Origin of the sequence: Herbaspirillum rubrisubalbicans (assembly GCF_003719195.1) — a bacterium.
Taxonomy (GTDB): Bacteria; Pseudomonadota; Gammaproteobacteria; order Burkholderiales; family Burkholderiaceae_D; genus Herbaspirillum; species Herbaspirillum rubrisubalbicans.
This window is the reverse complement of record NZ_CP024996.1, coordinates 4,316,986-4,338,999: the sequence shown is the minus strand read 5'-3', so window position 1 is coordinate 4,338,999 and position 22,014 is coordinate 4,316,986. Positions and strand designations below refer to the sequence as shown.

At 62.4% G+C, this 22,014-nt stretch carries 23 protein-coding genes; 10 read left to right on the top strand and 13 right to left on the bottom strand.

Annotated elements, in window-relative coordinates:
• Window positions 1–23 precede the first annotated feature (23 nt).
• From RC54_RS19290 to ypfJ, 4 genes are all read right to left on the bottom strand, one after another.
• Window positions 24–1,412 (bottom strand): NarK family nitrate/nitrite MFS transporter, encoded by a 1,389-nt coding sequence (locus RC54_RS19290; protein ID WP_058896521.1) that lies wholly within the window; start codon window positions 1,410–1,412, stop codon window positions 24–26.
• A 25-nt stretch (window positions 1,413–1,437) separates the two neighbouring features.
• On the bottom strand, window positions 1,438–2,685 hold the full coding sequence (locus tag RC54_RS19285; RefSeq protein WP_058896520.1) for an MFS transporter: 1,248 nt from the start codon (window positions 2,683–2,685) through the stop codon (window positions 1,438–1,440).
• A 158-nt stretch (window positions 2,686–2,843) separates the two neighbouring features.
• A complete protein-coding gene (locus tag RC54_RS19280; protein WP_058896519.1) occupies window positions 2,844–3,224 on the bottom strand; it encodes an MAPEG family protein in 381 nt (126 codons plus the stop codon).
• A 32-nt stretch (window positions 3,225–3,256) separates the two neighbouring features.
• Complete coding sequence (gene ypfJ, locus RC54_RS19275) at window positions 3,257–4,135, bottom strand: KPN_02809 family neutral zinc metallopeptidase (RefSeq protein ID WP_061788730.1); 879 nt, start codon at window positions 4,133–4,135, stop codon at window positions 3,257–3,259.
• Window positions 4,136–4,353: 218 nt separating this feature from the next.
• On the opposite strand from ypfJ, the gene RC54_RS19270 reads away from it, so the two are divergent.
• The 4 genes from RC54_RS19270 to RC54_RS19255 all read left to right on the top strand — a co-directional run bounded on the left by RC54_RS19270 (window position 4,354) and on the right by RC54_RS19255 (window position 8,556).
• Window positions 4,354–6,816: an acyl-CoA dehydrogenase gene (locus RC54_RS19270; RefSeq protein WP_061788731.1), complete on the top strand. Its 2,463-nt coding sequence runs from the start codon at window positions 4,354–4,356 to the stop codon at window positions 6,814–6,816.
• Between the two features lie 55 nt (window positions 6,817–6,871).
• On the top strand, window positions 6,872–7,372 hold the full coding sequence (locus RC54_RS19265; protein ID WP_058896516.1) for a nucleoside 2-deoxyribosyltransferase: 501 nt from the start codon (window positions 6,872–6,874) through the stop codon (window positions 7,370–7,372).
• Window positions 7,373–7,562: 190 nt separating this feature from the next.
• The gene (locus tag RC54_RS19260; protein WP_058896515.1) at window positions 7,563–8,189 is read left to right on the top strand and encodes a PadR family transcriptional regulator; all 627 of its coding nucleotides are present in this window, start codon (window positions 7,563–7,565) and stop codon (window positions 8,187–8,189) included.
• Between the two features lie 34 nt (window positions 8,190–8,223).
• Window positions 8,224–8,556, top strand: a complete 333-nt coding sequence (locus RC54_RS19255; RefSeq protein ID WP_061788732.1) for a DUF3861 domain-containing protein — start codon at window positions 8,224–8,226, stop codon at window positions 8,554–8,556.
• Window positions 8,557–8,575: 19 nt separating this feature from the next.
• Here RC54_RS19255 and sbcB read toward each other — a convergent pair whose 3' ends face one another.
• The 4 genes from sbcB to RC54_RS19235 form a co-directional block, all read right to left on the bottom strand.
• Window positions 8,576–10,012: an exodeoxyribonuclease I gene (gene sbcB, locus RC54_RS19250; RefSeq protein WP_058896513.1), complete on the bottom strand. Its 1,437-nt coding sequence runs from the start codon at window positions 10,010–10,012 to the stop codon at window positions 8,576–8,578.
• 135 nt (window positions 10,013–10,147) lie between these two features.
• Window positions 10,148–10,735: a YqhG/Tai3 family protein gene (locus RC54_RS19245; protein WP_061788733.1), complete on the bottom strand. Its 588-nt coding sequence runs from the start codon at window positions 10,733–10,735 to the stop codon at window positions 10,148–10,150.
• Window positions 10,736–10,994: 259 nt separating this feature from the next.
• On the bottom strand, window positions 10,995–11,570 hold the full coding sequence (locus RC54_RS19240) for a DUF3828 domain-containing protein (protein ID WP_058896511.1): 576 nt from the start codon (window positions 11,568–11,570) through the stop codon (window positions 10,995–10,997).
• 168 nt (window positions 11,571–11,738) lie between these two features.
• The gene (locus RC54_RS19235; RefSeq protein WP_008331444.1) at window positions 11,739–12,041 is read right to left on the bottom strand and encodes an antibiotic biosynthesis monooxygenase family protein; all 303 of its coding nucleotides are present in this window, start codon (window positions 12,039–12,041) and stop codon (window positions 11,739–11,741) included.
• A 331-nt stretch (window positions 12,042–12,372) separates the two neighbouring features.
• Here RC54_RS19235 and RC54_RS19230 point away from each other — a divergent pair, with 331 nt between their 5' ends.
• From RC54_RS19230 to RC54_RS19220, 3 genes are all read left to right on the top strand, one after another.
• Window positions 12,373–13,662 carry a solute carrier family 23 protein gene (locus RC54_RS19230; protein ID WP_058896510.1) on the top strand — a complete coding sequence of 430 codons (1,290 nt, stop codon included), beginning with the start codon at window positions 12,373–12,375 and terminating at the stop codon, window positions 13,660–13,662.
• Window positions 13,663–13,910: 248 nt separating this feature from the next.
• Window positions 13,911–14,144, top strand: coding sequence for a hypothetical protein (locus RC54_RS19225; protein ID WP_058896509.1), 234 nt, complete (start codon window positions 13,911–13,913; stop codon window positions 14,142–14,144).
• A 105-nt stretch (window positions 14,145–14,249) separates the two neighbouring features.
• Window positions 14,250–15,263 (top strand): transporter, encoded by a 1,014-nt coding sequence (locus RC54_RS19220; RefSeq protein WP_058896508.1) that lies wholly within the window; start codon window positions 14,250–14,252, stop codon window positions 15,261–15,263.
• 22 nt (window positions 15,264–15,285) lie between these two features.
• Here the strand turns inward: RC54_RS19220 and RC54_RS19215 are convergent, their stop codons facing one another.
• Window positions 15,286–15,648, bottom strand: a complete 363-nt coding sequence (locus tag RC54_RS19215; protein WP_174526051.1) for a hypothetical protein — start codon at window positions 15,646–15,648, stop codon at window positions 15,286–15,288.
• 122 nt (window positions 15,649–15,770) lie between these two features.
• Window positions 15,771–17,522 carry a glutamine--tRNA ligase/YqeY domain fusion protein gene (locus tag RC54_RS19210; RefSeq protein WP_061788734.1) on the bottom strand — a complete coding sequence of 584 codons (1,752 nt, stop codon included), beginning with the start codon at window positions 17,520–17,522 and terminating at the stop codon, window positions 15,771–15,773.
• Between the two features lie 264 nt (window positions 17,523–17,786).
• Here RC54_RS19210 and RC54_RS25440 point away from each other — a divergent pair, with 264 nt between their 5' ends.
• Window positions 17,787–17,927, top strand: coding sequence for a hypothetical protein (locus RC54_RS25440; RefSeq protein WP_164471227.1), 141 nt, complete (start codon window positions 17,787–17,789; stop codon window positions 17,925–17,927).
• Window positions 17,928–18,232: 305 nt separating this feature from the next.
• Here the strand turns inward: RC54_RS25440 and RC54_RS19205 are convergent, their stop codons facing one another.
• The 3 genes from RC54_RS19205 to RC54_RS19195 are packed head-to-tail and all read right to left on the bottom strand — an operon-like array spanning window position 18,233 to window position 20,552.
• Complete coding sequence (locus RC54_RS19205) at window positions 18,233–19,033, bottom strand: LytR/AlgR family response regulator transcription factor (protein ID WP_061788735.1); 801 nt, start codon at window positions 19,031–19,033, stop codon at window positions 18,233–18,235.
• A gap of 15 nt (window positions 19,034–19,048) precedes the next feature.
• Window positions 19,049–20,191, bottom strand: a complete 1,143-nt coding sequence (locus RC54_RS19200) for a sensor histidine kinase (RefSeq protein WP_061788736.1) — start codon at window positions 20,189–20,191, stop codon at window positions 19,049–19,051.
• A 49-nt stretch (window positions 20,192–20,240) separates the two neighbouring features.
• A complete protein-coding gene (locus RC54_RS19195) occupies window positions 20,241–20,552 on the bottom strand; it encodes a 2TM domain-containing protein (protein ID WP_231738745.1) in 312 nt (103 codons plus the stop codon).
• Window positions 20,553–20,739: 187 nt separating this feature from the next.
• On the opposite strand from RC54_RS19195, the gene ugpQ reads away from it, so the two are divergent.
• Entirely contained in the window at window positions 20,740–21,486 is a 747-nt protein-coding gene (gene ugpQ / locus RC54_RS19190) for a glycerophosphodiester phosphodiesterase (protein WP_061788737.1), read from the top strand.
• 241 nt (window positions 21,487–21,727) lie between these two features.
• Window positions 21,728–21,946, top strand: coding sequence for a hypothetical protein (locus RC54_RS19185; protein WP_058896501.1), 219 nt, complete (start codon window positions 21,728–21,730; stop codon window positions 21,944–21,946).
• Window positions 21,947–22,014 lie beyond the last annotated feature (68 nt).

Sequence of the window (22,014 nt, the reverse complement as noted above, 5' to 3'; positions counted from 1 at the left end):
GTTCGAAAGAACTAGGTCCGTTCTCAGCAAGGCATCTCCGCACCCCGGCGTGCGTAGTACCACCAGGTGATCAACATGCAGCTGGCGTAGAAGCCCACGAAGATGAACATGGCCATGTCAGGTGCGCCGGTCATGCGAATGGAAGTACCGAAGCTTTGCGGGATGAAGAAGCCGCCATAGGCCCCGATGGCGCCCGAGAAGCCCAGCACGGCGGCTGATTCCTTGGCCGCATCCAGGCGCGCCTGCTGCAGGGCGGCCTCACCCCCACCCTGGCGCTGGGCGGCGCGTTCGCGCTCGGTCTGGAAGATCAGCGGGATCATGCAGAAGGTCGAGCCATTGCCCAGTCCGGTCAGGATGAACATGATGATGAAGGAGGCCAGGAACAGCGTGAACTGGTGCGTATGCAAGGCCGGCAGGATGCCCAGCAGGATGGCCAGGCCCATGGCCAGGAACACCCACAAGGTCAGGCGCGCACCGCCGATGCGGTCGGACAACATGCCGCCCAAGGGACGCGCCAGGGCGCCGGCCAAGGGGCCGAGGAAGGCATACTGCGCCACCGCAATCTCAGGAAATTCAGCCTTGATCAGCATCGCAAAGGCCGCCGAAAAACCGATGAAGGAACCGAAGGTGCCTACGTACAGCCAGCACATGAGCCAGTTGTGCTTGCGCTTGAAGATCACCGCCTGGTCGGCCAGCGAGGCCTGCGCCGAGGCGATGTCATTCATACCGAACCAGGCCGCCAGCGTGGCCGCGATGATGAAGGGTACCCAGATGAAACCGGCATTGGCCAGCCAGAAGGTGCTCTCCACACCGCTCTTGGGGTCGTGGAAGAGGAAACCCTGCCCCGAAATGGAGACGGCGAACACCGCCGAAGAAATCACCATCGGTGTAACGAACTGCACCACCGACACGCCCAGGTTGCCGATGCCGGCATTCATCCCGGTGGCGTAACCCTTGCGCGCCTTGGGGAAGAAGAAGCTGATGTTGGCCATGCTGGAACTGAAGTTGCCGCCCCCCAGCCCGCACAGCAGCGCCAGCCCCAACAGGGTGGAATAACTGGTGCTCGGGTCCTGCAGCGCCAGGCCCATGCCGATGGCCGGGATCAGGAGGCTGGCGGTGGAAATGGCGGTCCATTTGCGACCACCGAAGACCGGCACCAGGAAGGAATAGAAGATGCGCAGCGTGGCCCCTGAGAGCGCCGGCAAGGCGGTCAGGAAGAACAGCTGATCTTTGCTGAAATGAAAGCCGGCCTTGTCCAGGTTGGCCGCCACCACGCTCCACAGCATCCAGACTGCGAAGGCCAGCATCAGGCAGGGGATCGAGATCCACAGATTGCGGCGGGCGACGGCTTGGCCCTGCTGGTGCCAGAACTCGGGATTTTCGGGTTCCCAGCGTTGTAATACGTGATTCATGATGAGTCCTTGTCAGGGAAAGGGATCAATGGCTTGGCAGCGCGTCCGACGAGGTCGGCGTCGGCTCGCGGCGGAACTGGAAATGCATCCAGACGAGCGAGCAGCAGACCGTGCCGTAGAGCAGCATGAAGCAGGAGCTGCGCACACCGGTCAGGTCCAGGGCGATACCAAAGAGGATGGGCAGGATGAAGCCGCCCAGCCCGCCGGCCAGGCCGACGATGCCGGAGACGGCGCCGATGTTGCTGCTGTAGTCGTCCGAGATGAACTTGAAGACCGAAGCCTTGCCCACGGCCATGGCCACGCCCACCACGAACAGCAGCACCGTGAAGAGCACTGGATTCAAGCCGATGTGAAAGCGTTGCGGGCCGTTCACGGTCTGGATGGTGAAATCGGTCTGTGGATAGGACAGCAGGAAGAACGCCACCCAGCAGATCCACATCACGTACCAGGTGACCTTGTAGGCGCCGTACTTGTCGGAGAGCCAGCCGCCCATGGCGCGCAGTACGCCGCCCGGCAGCGAGAAGCAGGCGGCCAGCAGGGCGGCGTGCTGGATGTCGAAACCGTATTCGGTGACGTAGTACTTGACCATCCACAGGCTCAGGCCGACGTAGCCGCCGAACACCACCGAGTAATACTGGCAGTAGCGCCAGACCTTGGGCTCCTTGAGCATACGGAGCTGATCGATGAAGCGGGTATCGGAGGCCACCTGGTGGCTGGGATTGGTGGCCGAGCAGAACCAGAAGATCAAGGCTGCCGCCAGCATCAGGCCGGCATACACCTGCGGCACCAGGACCCAGCCGCCGGCGGCGATGAGGGCCGGAGCGATGAATTTGTTGACTGCCGCGCCCGAATTGCCGGCACCGAACACGCCCATGGCCAGGCCCTGGCGCTCCTTCTTGAACCAGCGCGCCACATAGGGCGTACCGACCGAGAAGGAACCACCGGCCAAGCCCACGAACAGGCCCAGCACCAGGAAGTGCCAGAACGCGGTGGCGTAGGAAATCAGCCAGATCGGCAGCACCGTGCAGAGCATCAGAATGAAGAACACGATGCGTCCGCCATAGCGGTCGGTCCAGATGCCCAGAGGGACGCGGATGAGGGAGCCGGTCAGCACCGGCATGGCGGTGAGCAGACCGAATTCGGTTTCGTTCAGGTGCAGGGCATTCTTGATGGGAATGCCGATGACCCCGAACATCACCCAGATGGTGAAACAGACGGTAAAGGCCAGCGTACTGGAACCCAGTACGCCATAGGCCCGGCTTTGGTCGGACATGAAGCCTCCTGCGGATGGTGATCGATGAAGTCCAGCTTATCGATCACGGCGAGCAGGCAACATTGGTCCGACGGTGAGGAAGGTGAAGAAAGAAGGAGGAGAGGGGAGGCCGGGAGAACTAGTTCTTCCGGTGGGGATGGCGTATCGTCTCGCCCGTTTCAGGCGCGTGCCGCAATGACGAACAGCGCGATCACGCTCAGATAGCCAACGATCCAGACCGCCGAGCGGGCTGAAGGCTTGTCCGTCAGGTACAGCACGGTGTAGAGAATGCGTGCCGCAATGAAGACCAGTGCGGCGATGTCGATCTGAGCTTGCGGCGCACCGACCTGCTGCGCCACCAGCACGGCCGCGGCAAAGAAGGGGAAGGCTTCGAAGTGGTTGCGGTGTGCGTAGTCGGCGCGGCGGCGCAGGCCGGTCTGCTGGTCCAGCCAGGCGCGCGGTTCGGCATTGTCGAAATCGCGGCGGCCATACTTGGCTACCGCAATGGTCAGCACCGGCATCAAGCCGGCGATCAGGATGCACCAGTCAGCCAGGGTCATGCGTTGTGTCTCCTTGTTGTGAATTCAGATAATCAGAGTTCCTTGGTGGCGAAGGTATTGCAGGCACTGACCTTGCCTGCGGCAATGCCGCGTTTGAACCACGCCACGCGTTGGGCCGAGCTGCCGTGGGTGAAGGAATCGGGGACCACCACGCCGCGTGCCTGGCGTTGCAGGGCGTCGTCGCCGATGGCCGAGGCAGCGTGCAGGGCGTCTTCGATGTCGCCTTCTTCCAGGATGTGGCGCGCCTGGTTGGCGTGATAGGCCCACACACCCGCAAAGCAGTCGGCCTGCAACTCCAGCCGCACCGACATGGCATTGGCCTGCTTCTCGGTGGCGTTGCGGCGGGCCGCATCGACCTTGTCGGAAATGCCCATCAGGTGCTGTACGTGGTGCCCCACTTCATGGGCGATCACATAGGCCTGGGCGAAATTGCCGGAGACCTTGAAGCGCTGCTTCATCAATTCATAGAACGACAGATCGATGTAGACCTTCTGGTCGCCCGGGCAATAGAAGGGGCCGGTGGCGGTCTGGCCGGTGCCGCAGGCGGTGGGCGTGCTGCCGGAGAACAGTACCAGCTTGGGGCGCACGTATTGCTTGCCATTGTTGGCGAAGATCTGGCCCCAGGTGTCTTCGGTATCGGCCAGCACGGTGGAGACGAAGTGCGCCATCTGGTCGTTGGGCGAGGGTTTGTGCGCGGGCGCCTGCTGCACGGGGGCCGGCGCGCCACCGCCGGAGAGCAGATTGAGCATGGTCAGCGGATTGATGCCCAGGAAGTAGGAAGCTACCAGCGCCACGGCCACCGTGCCCAGGCCGATGGAACGACCACCGAAGCCAAAGCCGCCACCTCCGCCGCCCTCTTCACCGCGGCGGTCTTCCACGTTGTCGCTTTCGCGATTGCCTTCCCATTTCATGATGCGTTCCTCAGTGCGGCTGTCTGCAATGCCGGGATTGTAATGGATGACGTGTGCTGCCGGCTTGTCGGGTGTTGTCTGACCGGGAAGGGTTGTGCTGTCCGATTCCAGCGGCAGAGCTCGCGGGGTATGGTGTAACAAGGAGCAGGCGGTATTAGGTGTCACAATGGCAGAACTCCCGCATCGATGACAACGACGGCAACAGCACAGGAGGCGACATGATCATCTGGCTCATTGTTCTCATTGCAAGCACGCTGGCCCTGATGCTGCTGCGTGCTAGTGCCTGGGTCTGGCTGGCTGCCGAGGTGGTGCTGCTCTGGCTGGGCGCGCGCCTGGCCGGGATCGAATTGCCGGTGCTGGTGCTGCTGGCCCTGCTGTCGTTGACGCCGACCTTGCTGGTGGCCATCAAGTCGGTGCGCCAGTCGCTGATGACGCGCCCGGCTCTGGATCTGTTTCGCAAGATCATGCCCGGCATGTCGGCCACCGAGCGTGATGCCATCGAGGCCGGGACGGTCTGGTGGGATGCCGAGTTGTTCTCGGGCAAGCCCGACTGGCGGCGCCTGTTCGAGTTGCCTGCGCCGCGCCTGACGCCGGAGGAACAGGCTTTCCTGGACAATGAAGTGGAGCAGCTCTGCGCCATGGTCAGTGACTGGGAGACCAGCGTGAAGACGCAAGACCTGCCGCCCGAGGCCTGGCAATTCATCAAGGACAAGGGTTTCCTGGGCATGATCATTCCACGCCAGTACGGCGGCAAGCAGTTCTCGGCCTATATGCATTCGCAGGTGGTGATGAAGCTGGGCTCGCGCAGTTCGACCGCGGCCATTGCGGTGATGGTGCCCAATTCGCTGGGCCCGGCCGAACTGCTGTTGCACTATGGGACCGAGGCCCAGAAGCGCCACTACCTGCCGCGCCTGGCGCAGGGCCTGGAAATTCCCTGCTTTGCGCTCACCAGTCCCTATGCGGGTTCGGATGCGGCAGCCATTCCCGACATCGGCATCGTCTGCAAGGGCGAGCATGAGGGCTGCGAAACATTGGGCTTTCGCGTCACCTGGCGCAAGCGCTACATCACGCTGGCGCCGATGGCCACCGTGCTGGGTCTGGCCTTTCGCGTGCGCGACCCGGATGGCCTGCTGGGTGGTTCTGCCGAGCCGGGCATTACCTGCGCACTGATTCCCACCGATCATCCGGGCGTCGTCACCGGCCGTCGTCACTGGCCCTTGAATGCGGTATTCCAGAACGGCCCCACCGAGGGAAAGGACGTGTTCATCCCGATGGAGTGGGTGATCGGTGGTGCGCAGCAAGTGGGGCGCGGTTGGCGCATGTTGATGGAATGCCTGGCGGCGGGGCGGGCCATTTCGCTGCCGTCTTCCAGCGTCGGTTTTTCCAAGATGGCCGTGCGCGGCACCAGCGCCTATACTGCCACGCGGCGCCAGTTCAGGATCGAGATCGGCAAGTTCGAAGGGGTGCAGGAAGCATTGGCGCGCATGGGAGGACATCTCTACATGATGGACGCCACGCGACGCCTGTCGGCACTGGCGGTGGATGCGGGCGAGAAGCCCTCGGTGATCTCGGCCATTTCCAAATACCACGTCACCGAGCGCGGACGTATCGTGGTCAACGATGGCATGGACATCATCGGCGGCAAGGGCATCTGCATGGGGCCCGGCAATTTCCTGGCGCGGGCCTACCAGCAGGTGCCGATCGCCATCACCGTGGAGGGCGCCAATATCCTCACGCGCTGCCTGATCATCTTCGGGCAGGGCGCGATTCGCTGCCATCCCTATGTGTTGAAGGAACTGGCGGCTGCCGCCGATGAAGATCGTCAACGCGCCTTGCAGGAGTTCGACCGGCTGCTCTTTGCGCATCTCTCCTTCGTGGCCGCCAATGCGGCACGCAGCCTGGTGGGCGGCTTGAGCGGCGGCTGGCTGCTGCCAGCCAGCCGCCACGCCGGGCGTGCTACCCAGAGTTATGTCCGGGCGGTGGTGCACCTGTCATCGGCCTTTGCGCTGTTGACCGATGTCAGTATGGGTGTGCTGGGCGGCACGCTCAAGTTCCGTGAGCGCATTTCCGCGCGGCTGGGGGATGTGCTCTCGCAGCTCTATCTGGTGTCGGCGGTGTTGAAGCGTTTCGAGGATGAGGGCCGGCAGGAAGCTGACCTGCCCTATGTAGACTGGTCGGTGCAGGATGCGTTGAATCGCGCCCAGGAAGCCATCATCGAGGTCTTGCATAACTTCCCCAATCCCTTCATCGCGTTTCTGTTGCGGGGACTGATCTTCCCGCTGGGCCGACCCTATCGCAAGCCCTCCGATGTGCTGGGCACGTGCGTGGCCAAGGCCATGCAGACCCCTGGCGAGAGCCGCAATCGCCTGCTGGCCGATGCCTACCTGCCGCGCGAGGGCGACCCGCTGGCCTGCGGCGAGCAGGCCTTCGTTCTCACGCCTGTGGTACAGCAACTGGAGCATCGCCTGAAGCAGGACATCAAGGACGGCAAGCTGCCCACGATGCCGCAGAACCTCCCGGAATTGCCGGCCTGGAGTGCACTGGCGCTGGAACGCAGCCTGATCTCGGCGCAGGAGAGGGAGGCGCTGGATACCTTTGCCCACTATGCTGAGCAGAGCGTGCGGGTCGATGACTTCGCGGCCGATTTCGACCGTGCCGAGATGCTCGCATCCCAGCGTTGAGAGGCGTGCTGCGCTTTGCGCTATGCTGCCCTCTGACCAAACGACAGGATGAACCATGACCCAGCAGCCCCGCATCTATCTGGCCGGCCCCGATGTGTTCCAGCGCGACTATGCCCAGTACAAGCTGCGCATCAAGCAGTGGTGCACCGAACTGGGGCTGGTGGCGCTGTGCCCGGGAGATGATGAAGTCACGGGCGAGAGCAAGGCCGACATCGCCCGTCGCATCTATGAGATCAACGTGGCCTTGATCGAATCGGCCGATTACGTGGTGGCCAATGTCCGCAATTTTCGGGGACATGAGCCTGATTCCGGCACCGTCTTCGAAATCGGCTACGCGGTGGGGCGCGGCAAGAAGGTGTGGTGCTACAACACCCCCACCCAGGACTTGCTGCATCAGTTGCCCCAGGGCGAGCCCGGTTATTGCCTGGACGGGATGCTCATCGAAGACTTCGGCCTGCCACGCAACCTGATGCTGGCCCATGCCGCCCAACTGGTGCAGGGCGACCTGCGCAGTTGCCTGCAACAGGTGGCGCGCTGGCATGGCGGTCAGCGCTGATCCCTCCTGGCCGGCTGCTTGAATCCTTGTGTTGAGCGGCGTTGTTCTCGGGCGATTGCTAAAAAGAAATAAAAAATATTATTAAGATATATCTTGAAATGCTCGATATAAAGATATATCTTGACTATATCGATCGACACGCAGCGTGCGTCAGTCGCTGCATTTTGCAACCCGACAAGAAGGAAGCACCATGTTCAAGCATTTATTCAGCCACCATGGCCAGCCCGGCCATGGTCCCAAGCACCAGCGTCATGAGCGCACCCATCATGGCGGCGGCATGTTCGAGCAAGATGAAGCGCGTGGTCCGCGCGGCCACCACGGCCCGCGTGGCCGCGAAGGAGGCGGACGCGGTGCGCGCATGTTCGAGCAGGGCGCGCTGCGCATCGTGATGCTGCACCTGTTGCAGGAAAAGCCGCGCCACGGTTACGACATGATCAAGGCCATCGAGCAACTGGTCGGTGGCGGCTACAGCCCCAGCCCCGGCGTGATCTACCCGACCCTGACCCTGCTGGAAGAAATGGGCCATGCCTCGGTGCAGGGCGAAGATGGCGGCAAGAAGCTCTACACCATCAGCCCCGAAGGCAAGACCCACCTGGAAGAAAAGGATAACGCCGAGCTGCTGCAGCAGGTGCTGCGCAAGTTCGAACTGCGGCGTCAGGAACGTCCCGACGCCGATGCGCCAGAGCTGCAGCGTGCTGTGCAGAACTTCCGCCTGGCCCTGCATACCCGGCTGGCCAAGGGCAAGTTGGAAAAGGAAGAGCTGCACGCCATCATCGACATCATCGACCGCGCTGCCGTGGCGGTAGAACGCGTCTGAACGGGCGCCTCGCGAATCAGGAAAGGAAATTCACATGAGAGAACATCGCTACCGCATCACCCTGGAACACCTGGCTACCGCCTCGGAGGGACAGGTCTTGCACGAGCCCCTGCGTTTCGAGGCAGGCAATCATGACGATATCTTCAGTATCGTCTCCCGCCTGCGTGGTCGCGGGCAGTTCGACGACGATACCAGTGCGCAACTGGCGCTGGGCATCAAGCTGTTCGGCGAGGTGATGCTCAAGAACCGCAAGCATCCGCTGTTCGCTGAGATTCAGCCGGCGTTTCGCGAGTTCATCATGAAGCTCAAGTCGCAGGGGAAGGCCGCTGCGGGAGCAGATGCGGCTCCCGCTCCCGCCACCGAATGAGTCTCTTCCCGTGCCGGTCTCACTGATGGGCTGGCGCAATCATTTCCGCATAGTCATACAGCGCACCCAGGATGTCCTGGGTGCGTTCGTCATCGGACTCTTCCTGTAACTGGTCGATCTGCTCGAACAGTTGCGCGATGGTGCGCGCACCGCCGGCCCCTTCGAACAGTCGGGCGGCGCGGTGTTCTTCCCAGTGCTGGGCTTCGTCGGGGCTCAAGGTCTGGGGGAAGTTGCGTGCGCGATAGCGGAACAAAACTTCATTTAGTCGCATGTCGTCGAAGGCCACGCTGGCGGTGGCCAGCGCCTGCGGTGGCAGGGCGCGCAGTTGCGTCAACTGGCGGCGGTCGCCATTGCCGATGAAGCCGCCGTACAAATCTTCATCTACGTCTGCAGCCGCCTCACTGTCGCGCTGGTAGACCTGGCGCCACAGCGGCGCCAGGTCGGGCAGGGCGGCGGCCAGGTCGGCGTGACGCAGGGCGGCTTGGACGTCGATATTGAGCTCGGCGGCGCGCTCGGTAGTGAGGGTCTTGAGGTTGCCCACCACCATCGGTGACTTGTTGAGGTGGATGCTCTTGATCGGCAGGCGGGTCATGCCTTCGGGCAGTTCATCACGCTTGGTGAACATGCGTTGGCGCACCGCGGCCGCATCCAGGCCGGCCAGTTCGCTGGGGTCGTAGCCGAGATCCCAGGCGATCACTTCGTTCTTGTTGGTCGGATGCATCCCCAGCGGCCACATCAACGCCAGGCAGCCATTGGCCACCGGGAACATGCCCGAGACATGCAGGAAGGGCTTGGCCACAGGCAGGCCGATCTCGGCGGCGGCCTTATCCTTCTTGTGCAGGGCCAGGGCGAAGTCGAACAGGCGCGGGTTGTTCTGGCGGATCAGGCGCGCCAGTGCAATGGTGGCGCGCACATCCGAGAGCGCATCGTGGGCCGCTTCGTGGACCAGGCCATTGGCTTTGGAGAGGTCTTCCAGCTTGAAGCTGACGCTGCCGTCTTCCTTCTTCGGCCAGGTGATGCCCTGCGGGCGCAGTGCGTAGGTCAGCCGCACCACGTCCAGCAAATCCCAGCGGCCGCAGCCATTTGCCCATTCGCGGGCATACGGGTCGATCAGGTTGCGCCAGAACATGAAGCGCGTGACTTCATCGTCGAAGCGGATGGTGTTATAGCCCACGCCAATGGTGCCGGGCTCGCCCAGTGTCTGTTCGATGCGGGCGGCGAACTCATGCTCGGGCAGGCCGTGTTGCAGGCAATGCTGCGGGGTGATGCCGGTGATCAGGCAGGATATCGGGTCGGGCAGGTAGTCCGGGGCCGGCTTGCAATAGATCATGATGGCTTCGCCGATCTCGTTGAGCTCGGCATCGGTGCGCACGGCAGCGAACTGCGCGGGACGGTCGCGGCGCGGCACGGCGCCAAAGGTTTCGTAGTCGTGCCAGAGGAAGGTGTGATTGGACATCGCGGCGGCGTTCTCTATGGAATCGCGCGATTATAGAGCTTTGCGCGGCAGGCGCAGCCATGCAAGGCAGGCCAGGGCGAGAGCAAGCTCGATTTTTCGAAGGATTTTTGGGGCCGTAGCGGGATAGCGCCGTGCTTATTGCACCGGCGCCAACGGTGCGGTATCGCGTTGCAAGATCTTGCGCATGACATCTTGCAGGGTGCCGCTGCGCATGGGCGGGTTGCCGCCGGCGTAGTGGATGTTGTCGATCACCCAGCCGCGGGCGTCGCGGCTCAGGTCGACCTTGTCGGTCCATTTGATGGGCGATTGCAGCTTGGCGTCGCTGAAGATCAGTTCCACTGCACAGTTGGCGGCCTGTTCCTGCGCTTCGCACTGGAGGATGCGGAAGGTGGAGGCGCCGTTCGGGTTGCCCGTGAAGAGGTCACCCTGTACCAGCGGCGGCAGCGGTTCGGCATCAGGATCGGTAGCCTGGTCGGCGGCGGACTGGGCGGTGCGCGCTTCCTGAGCCACCGAGACATCCTTCAACAGGTCGAACAGCGGTACCGACAGGAAACGGCGGAAAGTGATCAATTCGCGCAGGGTCAGGGCGCCCGCGGGGCGGTTGGAGGCATGGGTCTGGTAGAACTCCGTGACCAGCTCCTTGGCCTTGCCCTCTTCATTGGCCGAGCACGCTGCAAGCAGCAGGCTGGCGGCGACGATGAGTGTCTTACCGATGCGCTTCAATCCGATTCTCCCTGGGCCATTCGCGTGCGCGGCGACGTGTTGATTCGTTGTGATGTTGTTTTCTGGGTACTTTATTGCATCTGGCCTGCCGGCCCATGGTGTGGGCAAAGCGACAAGCATTCCAAGTGGCAAGGATAGCTTGCCTACCTCAGCCGGAAGGCCCGGAACACATCGCCAAAAAGCCGCCAATTCCACCGCGGCCTGCCTCAGACGAGGCGGGGCGGCTCATCCGGCAGGAACAGCGGCCGTGGCGGCGATGTTACTCGGCCTGCTGGATGGCGTCGTTGAGGTTGTCGCTCAGGTATTCGCGCTGGGAAGACTGGTCGTTGCCAATGAATTCGATGTCATCGATGCGCCACTGGCGCTCTTCGCGTACCAGCAGGATCTTGTCGTTCCAGGTTTCGTCGCTGCCTTGTTTCTGGTAGCGGAAAGTCACCTGGCAGGAGGCGCGGTCGTTTTCGCTATCGCAGGATTGCACGGCGAAGGAGGTGGCGCCTTCATAGAGTGAGGTGAACAGGTCGCCTTCGATGAGGGGCGCGGCCACGCCGCCCGCGGCGCTCACGTAGCGCGCTTCGGCGGCTTCGGCACGGGTCAGCAGGGCATACAGCGCGCGGCTGACCAGCGGCTGGAACTGCTTGAGTTCATCGGCCGAGGGTAGGCCGGGGGCAGCGTTCTTGAGATGGATGCGGTAGAAGTCGCCGATCACGTCGGCTTGTTGCTGTTCGTCGCCGCTGAAATTGTGGCAGCCGGACAGAGCCAGCAACATGCCCAGCGCACAGGCGCCGGCGCGCAGATGGCGTGCGGGGGAGAAGGCAAAGCGGGGCAGTGTGGTCATTCTGGTGTTCCTGCGCGGTCGTGGCCGGCGCATGTCGTGTCCTCGGGTGGGCGGTAGCCGGTGGAGCCCGCCCCTGCGTGATACGCCCTTTAGTTCCGGGCGCGCCGCAAACGTTCCACAGCGCCTGGGGTGGTGGCGCTGCCGGGACGGTGTGTTGCGAGGGCCTGTTCAGGCCGATTCGGTCAGTAGGGCAAAATGTTCGACCTGTGGGGCGCCAGCGAAGAACGGGCCGACGATGCCGCGCCATTCGGTGAAGGCGGGCGATTCACGGAAATCCACGGTATGGTTTTCCAGGGTGGCCCAGTACACCATGAGCAGGTAACGCTCGGGCGACTCGATGCCTTTTTGCACCTTGTGGCCGAGATAGCCACGGGCCTTGCTGATGGTCTGCGCCAGGCCACGCTGGATGGCTTCGTCGAATTCAGCTTGCTTGCCGGGTTGGATGCGGATATCCGCCAGTTCCAGGATCATGTAGGTCTCCAGTGCATAGTCGAGGGATGCCGGGTGGCACCAGCTTGTGTGGTGCCGGCCAAGCTGAACGATTATCACATGTTCCCAGGATGGGGGCCGGCAATGCGATGGCGTTTTGCGCAAACAGCCGGTCTGTTTTTGGGGCATGGGGCTGGTGCAGCCAATGTTTTTGCACCGTCGAGTGGCAGCGCAGCGGCATCCCGAAATCTTTTACAGATTTTTTGGGCGATGCAGTACCGCAGCAATTGTTATTTGTGCGAGCGCTCAATACACTAGCCCCCGTTCCATTGATACCAATAATTCAAAAATATCCACAACGAAAGGGATCTCCATGTCGGGTTCGTATTTCCCCCAATGGCGGCTGCGCCAAAGCACCAACGACGGCCAGGGGGCCGTGATCGCCGCCGATGAGCGGCTGCCTGCGCCGCAGACGGTGGCCATGGGCGTGCAGCACGTGGTGGCCATGTTCGGTTCGACCGTGCTGGCGCCGCTGCTCATGGGTTTCGATCCCAACCTGGCGATCCTGATGTCGGGCGTGGGGACGCTGCTGTTCTTCCTGATGGTGGGTGGGCGCGTGCCGAGCTACCTGGGGTCGAGCTTTTCCTTCATCGGGTTGGTCATTGCCGTGACCGGTTACGCCGGTTCCGGCCCCAACGCCAACCTGGGTGTGGCGCTGGGCGGCATCATCGCTTGTGGTGCGCTCTATGCGGTGCTCGGCCTGATCGTCTCGGGCGTGGGCACGCGCTGGATCGAGTCGCTGATGCCGCCGGTGGTGACCGGTGCGGTGGTGGCGGTGATTGGCCTGAACCTGGCACCGATTGCCGTCAAGGGCGTGTCCGGCAGTAGCTTCGATAGCTGGATGGCGCTGGCCACCATTCTCTGCGTGGGCTTCGTGGCGGTGTTTACGCGCGGCATGTTGCAGCGTCTCTTGATCTTGATCGGGTTGCTGCTGGCCTATGCGCTCTATGCGGTGCTGGCCAATGGCCTGGGCCTGGGCAAGCCGATCGACTTTGCTGGCGTGGCCAATGCCGCCTGGTTCGGTGTGCCGCACTTTGCTACGCCGGTGTTCCACGCTGGGGCCATGGCCCTGCTGGCGCCGGTGGCCATCATCCTGGTGGCCGAGAACCTGGGCCACATCAAGGCCGTCTCGGCCATGACCGGTCAGAATCTGGACCGCTACATCGGCCGCGCCTTCATCGGCGACGGCCTGGCCACCATGCTCTCGGGCAGCGTGGGTGGGACTGGCGTGACCACCTATGCGGAGAACATCGGCGTGATGGCCGTCACCCGGATCTATTCCACGCTGGTGTTCGTGGTGGCGGCGGTCATTGCCATCCTGCTGGGTTTCTCGCCCAAGTTCGGCGCGGTGATCCTGACCATTCCTGGTGCGGTGCTGGGCGGCGTGTCGATCGTGGTGTTCGGGCTCATCACGGTCTCCGGTGCGCGCATCTGGGTCGAGAACAAGGTCGATTTTTCCAACAATACCAACCTGATCGTGGCGGCTGTCACGCTGGTGCTGGGGGCCGGCGACTTCACCCTGAAGATGGGCGGCTTCGCACTGGGTGGCATCGGGACCGCGACTTTCGGTGCCATCATCCTGCACGCCTTGCTCAAGCGCTGAGGATGATTCCAGGCTGACAAGACGTGCACGCAATAGTGCCAGGGCCGGTCCTTGTGACTGGCCTTTTTTGTTCTACTATTGTGTGAGTAAAGTGAAGATTTCCGTTGAGCAATCCACGCTGGCTGTCTATACTTTGTCGCGTCGCAGCGTAGAGCCGCCACCACGGCCCCGGGGAACGGGCCTGGCAGGAGGCCGGATGGACCGCTGCCTGTCTTCGGGCCTGGCCCGCTTATCAGGGGAATAACCGCATGAACTCCGCTCTCCGCCTGCCGGCGCTGCTGTGCATCGCTCTGCCTTTGCTGTCGGCTTGTGACGCCGTGGCCGGCAAGAAGGATTACGCCTATTTCCGCGGGCATATCGATGAGGCCAAGTCGGTCTCCGACCAGTGCCAGTTGAATGGTACATCCGGCATGAACCAGGCTCAGATCAGGGTCTGCGATGCCGCACGCGAAGCCTGGGGCAATCGCAACTTCAGCTACTGAGCTGGGCGGCTGTGGTCCGGCGTCGTCACGGCGCTGTCACAAATCTGTCAAAGACGGTGGTTAGAATGCCTGGTTCTTTACAGTTCCTTATCGACCTGGCCGCTCATGCACAATCCGCCGGACACTCCGCAAGCCCTGCACCTGCTCTATGAGCCGGCCGGATTCATCTGTGCCTTCCGCTTCGAAGAGGGCCGCGCGCGCCAGATGAACTGGAACGAGGTGGTCGATTATCATCCGGTGACTCCCGCCTTCACCTGGCTGCACGTGAAGACTGCCGATGTGAAGATCCAGCAATGGCTGGAGCATCACAGCGACATAGCCGAATACATCACTGAATTTTTATTGAGCAGCGACACCCATCCCGGTCTGCACGCCACGCCCGACGGCGTCTACGGCACACTGACCGATATGAAGATGGAGATCGGCGACACCGGTACCGAGAAGGGTGCGCTGCACTTCTACCTGGACCGCACGCGTTTGTTGACGCTGCGCACCCAGCCGCTGATTTCCACCAACATGCTGCGCCAGAAAGTGCTTGATGGCGGTGACTTCGACAATCCCATGGATTTGTTCGCCGAGCTGCTGCGCTGCCTGGCCGATGGCTTCAATGCGCGCCTGGACAAGCTCAATGACAAGGTCGATGACATCGAATTCTCGGTGCTCTCCGACCGCCGCGCCGAAGATCGCGCCGAACTCTCCAGCATCCGTCGTCAACTGGCTGAACTGCGTCGCTTCATCGCGCCGGAACGCCGCATCCTGGCGCAGTTCCAGCGCCTGCGTCCGTCCTGGGTGCCGCGCGAGGCGCTGGAAGACCTGACCCATGCGCTGGATGAATTGAACGAACTGCATTCCACCGTGGAAGCGGTCTATGAACGTGCCAAGCTGTTGCAGGAAGAGATTGCCTCGCAGATGTCGGAGCAGATGAACCGCAACCTGATGGCGCTATCGATCCTGACCGCATTGCTGATGCCGGCCACGCTGGTGTCGGGGATCTTCGGTATGAACGTGGCGGGTCTGCCGGGCCTGCATGATGAGGCCTCGTTCTGGATCGTGATGGGCGTGATGGGGGGCCTCGGTGTGGCCACCGTGGCCTTCCTGAAGTGGATGAAGATCTTCTGAACGAAGATCTTCCGCCGGGGCATCAGTCGCGCGCAGCCATGGCTTCTTCGCTTTCGCGGATCAACTGGTCGAGGTCCAGGTTGTCCACCGCTTCCACCTTCAGCGACAGCGGGCGCCATAGCGAATACAGCCACAGTCCGATGCAGCTCATGGTGCCCAGGAAGAGCGTGATGAAGGCCGACAGGAACAGGCCGATGAAGGGCGAGGCGAGCAGCCCGTCATAACCGATCAGGTGCTTGCCATCCCAGGTGATGGTTTGGGCGCCGAACAGCGACAGCACCCCCATCAAGGTTGAAAACGGCACCAGCGAGAACGTGGTGCCGATGGCCAGCAGCTTGTAGATGGACGCCATCGACAGGCGCTGGATCTTGATCTGCTCAAACATGAGCCTTCCCCTTGCACTCAGCGTGGCCCACGCCACGTTGCTGCGCCTTCCCTGTGGCACGGGCGGCTGGCGCTGTGCCGCCCGCGTCTTGGCCTTGCGGCCGTTTCCCTTGGCTGGGCCGCTTACTTGCCCCAGCTATCCTTCAGTGTCACGGCCCGGTTGAAGATGGGCTGGCCGGCGGTCGAATCCACGCGGTCGGCCACGAAGTAGCCGTGGCGTTCGAACTGGTAGATCTCGCCCGGTTGGGCGTTCTTCAAGGTCGGCTCCAGGTAGGCTGTGATGACTTCCTTGGAGTTCGGATTCAATGCTGCCAGGAAGTCCTTGCCACCGGCATCCGGGTGCGGATCCGAGAACAGGCGGTCGTACAGGCGCACTTCGGTGGCCAGGGCGTGGTCCGCGCTGACCCAGTGCAGGTTGCCCTTGACCTTGTAGTTGGAGCTGCCTTCGGTGCCGCTCTTGCTGTCTTCGAAGTAGTTGCAGTGCACGGCGATGACGTTGCCGTGTTCATCCTTGTCGCAGCCGGTGCATTCGACCACGTAGCCGTAGCGCAGGCGCACATTGTTGCCGGGGAAGAGACGGAAGTAGCCCTTGGTCGGTTCTTCCATGAAGTCTTCACGCTCGATCCACAGTTCGCGGGTGATGGGGAAATGGCGATGCGCGGTGTCGTGTTCCGGGTGCGCCGGCGGATAGACCGGGGCGCTGCAATCGATGGACACGCCTTCCGGGAAGTTGTCGATGATCAGCTTCAACGGACGCAGCACGGCCACCGCACGCGGGGCCTTGGGGTCGAGGTCTTCGCGCAGTGCGCCTTCGAGCACGCTGAAGTCGATCCAGCTGTTGTTCTTGGAGGCGCCGGTGCGGTCGCACATCAGGCGGATCGCTTCAGGCGTATAGCCACGGCGGCGCAGGCCGACGATGGTGGGCATACGCGGATCGTCCCAGCCGGAGACGATCTTTTCATCGACCAACTGGCGCAGCTTGCGCTTGCTGGTGATGATGTAGGTCAGGTTCAGGCGCGCAAATTCATATTGATGCGGCAGTGGCTTCTTGAAGAAACCTTCCTCGGCCAGGTGTTCCAGCAGCCAGTCGTAGAACGGGCGCTGGTCTTCGAATTCCAGGGTGCAGATGGAGTGCGAGATGTTTTCCAGCGCGTCTTCGATCGGATGCGCGAAGGTGTACATCGGATAGACACGCCACTTGTCGCCGGTATTGTGGTGGGTGGCGTGGCGGATGCGGTAGATGGCCGGATCGCGCAGGTTCATGTTGGGGCTGGCCATGTCGATCCTGGCGCGCAGGATCATGGAACCGTCCGGGTGCTTGCCGTCGCGCATTTCTTCGAACAGGCGCAGCGATTCCTCGGCCGGGCGGTCGCGCCACGGCGAATCCTTGCCGGCTTCGGTCAGGGTGCCGCGGTTCTCGCGCATCTGTTCGGCATTCTGTTCATCCACGTAGGCCAGGCCCTTGCGGATAAGCGCCTGGGCGCAGGCGTACATGACGTCGAAGTAGTTGCTGGCGTAGTACAGGTGCGACTTGCCTTCATGTTCCCAGGAGAAGCCCAGCCACTTGACCGAGTCGAGGATGGTGTCGACGTATTCCTGTTCTTCCTTTTCGGGATTGGTGTCGTCGAAACGCATGTGGCAGCGGCCGGCATAGTCGGCCGCCAGGCCGAAGTTCAGGCAGATCGACTTGGCGTGGCCGATGTGCAGGTAGCCATTCGGTTCGGGCGGAAAACGGGTGACCACCTGCGGCAGCGCCTCGCCATCCTGGTTGCTGCGCTCGGCATAGGTGCCGGAGACCAGATCGGATTCGATGATGCCGCGCAGGAAATTGGTGGAGGGGGCAGGGTTGTGTCCGTTTTTCAGTTCGTTGCTCATGGGATGAATCGGGAGGAATGCCTATTTATTCAGATGGCAAGCATTTTACCGCAGCTACCCATGTTCCACGGGCTTTGCGGCCGTCGCGGCGAGATTTTTTGCCATCCGACAACGCTTTGGGGGGAGGGGATGAAGGGTTTTTCTTGTTACACAAGATACGGCTGGGAATGACATGTCAGGAGGGGCGGCTGGCAATCTGCCGACATGACCTGGCAGGGTGCCGGGTGCAGTGAGCAAGACCTACGACAACAAAAGGAGTACATCATGAGCCGTTGCATCAAGCTGATCGTCGCCGCCGCAGTGGCCGCCGCCACACTCTCAGCCTGCGTGATGGTACCGGTGGGGCCGCCACCGCCCCATTACTACCGTCCCTATTATGGTCCGGGCTATTACTATGGCCGTTGAGGCGAGCGTGCTCCATCTATTTAGAACTCATTTCATAAATAAGGCATGAGTGCGAGCGAGTCTCGTTTGGGATGAAGTGCAAGGCGCGAATTTGGGTCAAGACTGGGCGTCTTGACCCAAATTCGTAACGCAGCAATTCGCCCAAACGAGCCGCTCCCTCCGGGTTCTGCCCAGAAAGGGCGCTGGCCGCGTTGCGCTCCTTGCGTGTGGCACCGCCACACGACGCGTCGCGCGCCTTGCCAGCGCCCTTTCTGGGCAGAACGCATCTCATGCCTATTTATGAAATGAGTTCTATTCATCTTTTTCTACATCTGCCTGAATAGATGGGCGAACAGGCGGCTGACCGCCAGTTTTTCCGGTCGGCCATGCAGGGTCAGCGAGAGCTTGCCGCTTTCATCGCGCACCGCCGCCTGGATCTGGCGCACTTGCACCACGGTGCTGCGATGGATCTGCCAGAACTGGCGGCCATCCAGTTGCGGGAGCAGTTCCCGCAGGCTGGTGCGGATCAGGGCGTCGCCGTCAGCGGTGACCACGTTGACGTATTTATCGGTGGCTTCGAAGTACAAGACTTCATCCACCGCAATCATCCTCACCTTGTTGCCGACGGCGGCGCGGATATAGTCCAGCCGCGGCGATGCCTCCTCCGTGAGCGACGTCGACAGCGTCCGTAGCTGTGCCAGGGCGCGCTCCAACTGGGCTTCCTGCTCGCCTGCTGCGCGCTGGGTCAGCAGGCTTTGCAGACGCGTGACGGTCTGCGCCAGTCGCTCCTGGCTGACGGGCTTGAGCAGGTAGTCGATGGCGGCGCGTTCGAAGGCTTGCAGCGCGTAGTCGTCATAGGCGGTGACGAAGACGATCAGCGGGAAGGGGCGTTGTGCCGGCCATTCCTCGGCCAGTTCGCGCGCTACCTCCATGCCGTTGCGCCCCGGCATCTTGATATCCAGGAACAGCACATCCGGTTGCAACAGCAAGGCCTGCTTCAGCGCCTCGTCGCCATTGGCCGCCAGTTGTGGTGTCGGCAATTCCGGCCAGCAGCGCGCCAGGGCCTGGCGCAGCGCCTGGGCCAGCAGCGGTTCGTCTTCGGCAATCAGGGCAGTGGGTGCAGCCATGGGGCCTCCGGTGATTCAGCTATCGAGCAGGCGGCTGTGCTTGCTGCTGCGGTGCGCCGCCTTGAGCGCCTTGAGGGGAATGGTGATCTGCGCCATGGCCCCGGCCGGCACGTTGTGGGTGATGATCAGTTCGGCCAGCGGCCCATAGAGCGTAGTCAGGCGTTCGCGGATGTTGTCCAGGCCGAAGTGCATACCGATGACCGGTTCCTTCTGCGCCGGCGGCTGGTTCAGGCTGATGCTGGTAGGCAGGCCGACGCCGGTATCGAGCACGCTCAGCACCAGCATGTCATTGTGGACGGCAGCGCGCACGGTGCAGTTGCCGCCTGCGACCTTGGGTTCCAGGCCGTGCTTGATGGCATTTTCTACCAGCGGCTGCAACAGCATCGGCGCCAGGCGCAGCCGGCCCAGGTGTTCCGGCAGTTGCAGGGTATAGCTCAGGCGCAATCCCATGCGTAGCGACATCAGGCCCAGGTAGGCCTTGATCAGGTCGAATTCCTTTTGCAGTGATGTGCTGTCGGCACGGGAGGCCGACAGTGTGGTGCGCAGGTATTGCACCAGTTGGTTCAGCATCAGTTCGGCCTGCAGCGGATCGGTGCTGATGAGCGATTGTAGCGTGGCCAGCGTATTGAACAGCATGTGCGGCTCGATCTGGGCCTGCAGCATCTGCAACTGGGCCTGCACTGCCTGCTTTTCGACCTGGCTGGCGTGCGCCTGCAGAGCGGCCATCTTCTGGCGGTTCCAGAAGAACAGGGTGGCTCCGAAGCAGACCAGGAAGGTCAGGACGATGACCGCAATGACGTTATCGCGATGTTCGGGCATCAGACTCAGGATGGGCTGGTCCAGCAACAGGCTGGCCAGGATGCGCCCCAGCAATACCGACAGCGGTGCCATCACGGCGATGATCACCAGCAAGCCCAGCTTGTTGGGCTCGCCATCGCCCCAGATCGCCAGGCGCGTACCGTTGATGAGCAGCATGGCCAGCAGGCCGATGCACATCGACACCTGCAGGTTTTCATAGAAGCTGCCGCCGATGCGCATCAGGTAGGTCACAGCCAGTGCGCACAGCAGGTTGATCGCCAGCGTGGGCAATAGCGATAGCGCCAGCTCGCGCAGCAGGATGATGAAGCGGTGGGGGACGGAAGTATCGTGTTGGGTCATGCGTTCCTGTGGATGAAGCAAACAAGCCGCGCGCGCTGGCAGGGCCATGTCAGCGGCGGCGCAGTTCACGGGCGATCATCGCCTGCTTCCAGCCGGCGGGTAAGCGCCCGAATACGCTCAAGGCGTGGAATAGTACCCCGATTCCCCAGCCAAGGAGAGGTCCCAGGCTCCACCAGTGGTAATACGGGCCGGCCAGATTCAACAGCAGCAGCCCGGCGTTGACTGCCAGGTAGATGGCCAGGTGGCGGAAAAAGCCCAGTTGTCGCTCTACCCGGCGTTCGGCACGGTCATGGTCAGCGGCAGTAATGGGGCTGGAGGGATGGCTCGGGTCGGGCAGGGTGGTGGTGTCGGACGGGCGCATGATGGACTCGCTGGGTGGGGGGAAGATGCGCCCAGGATGCGCCACTTGGCCGCTCCTCTCCAGCACCGGGCGACCAGCAGCGGTTTTTGCGGTGCCAGATGCTTGAAGCGCGGCGTGATCTGCTCTACCTTATGCGCCCAGTCTCAAGCAATGCCTGCCCTCCCATCCCCTTACTTCGGAGAACCTCATGTGGCCCTATCCCCCCATCCTTGCCCATCGCGGCGGCGGCACGCTGGCGCCGGAAAATACCCTGGCCGCTTTTCGCACCGGGCTTGAACACGGTTATCGCGCGGTCGAATTTGACGTCATGCTCACCCGCGACGAGGTCCCCATCCTGATGCACGACCCACAGCGTGGCCGCACCCTGCCGGGCGCGGGAAAGATCGCCGAGGCCGACTGGGCCGAACTGCGCGAGCTGGAAGCCGGTGCCTGGCTGGATGCGCGTTTTGCCGGGGAACGCATCTGCACCCTGGAGCAGGGCCTGGACTTTTGCCTGGCGCACGGCATCTGGATGAATGTCGAGATCAAGCCGGCCGCCCCGCAATACGCCCGCCGTACTGCCGAACTGACCGCCCAGGCAGTGGCGCGCCGCTTTGAAGGCAAGAGCGGGTCGGCGCTGCCGGTGCTGTCCTCGTTCTCCTTCGAGGCCTTGCTGGCGGCCAAGGAAGCGGCGCCGGCCCTGCCGCGTGGCTACCTGGTCGATGATGTGATGACCGAGGACTGGCAAGCGCGCCTGGCGCAACTGCAGGCGGTGGCGCTGCATGCCAACCACAAGCATCTCACACCCGCGTTGGCGGCCGCCGTCAAGGCCGCCGGCTATGGCCTGTTCTGCTACACCGTCAATGAGGTGGCGCGCGCCGAGGAAATCCGCCTGTGGGGCGTGGATGCCTTCTGCACCGACCGCATCGACCTGATCGCCGCCGATGCCTGGTGAATTTGTTCATATCGCGTAGCCGTGCAGCGTGGAAATGAACGGAAAATCGCGCTCTTACCGGCGTACTGATTTATCACGCGATATATATGATTTGCAGGCGGGTAACAGCAATTTGGGGGCAGTCGAAAGTTGCTGTCAACGCAACGCAAAAATCTTGCGTTAAAGGAAGCACAAGGCCGGCGCCCGTGAGCACGCCGGCAGACTTGTGGAAGCACACAACACTCAGAGATAGAGGAAAACGATGAAGATCAACAAACTGCTGGCTGCCGTACTCGTTGCCGCCTTCGCCATGCCGGTCCTGGCCCAGCCTGCACCCGCCGCAGCTCCTGCTGCCGAAGCACCGGCTGCCAAGCCCGCCCACAAGAAGCACAAGAAGCACGTCAAGAAGGCGAAAAAGCACAAGAAGCATAAGAAGCACGCCAAGAAGGCAGCCGTGCTGCCGATCAACAAGGGCGCCTGATCGTCTTTGCGCTGACCGCCATCCGGCGGCCAGCGACCGGTTTTACCGAAAAGCAAGGCTGACACAGT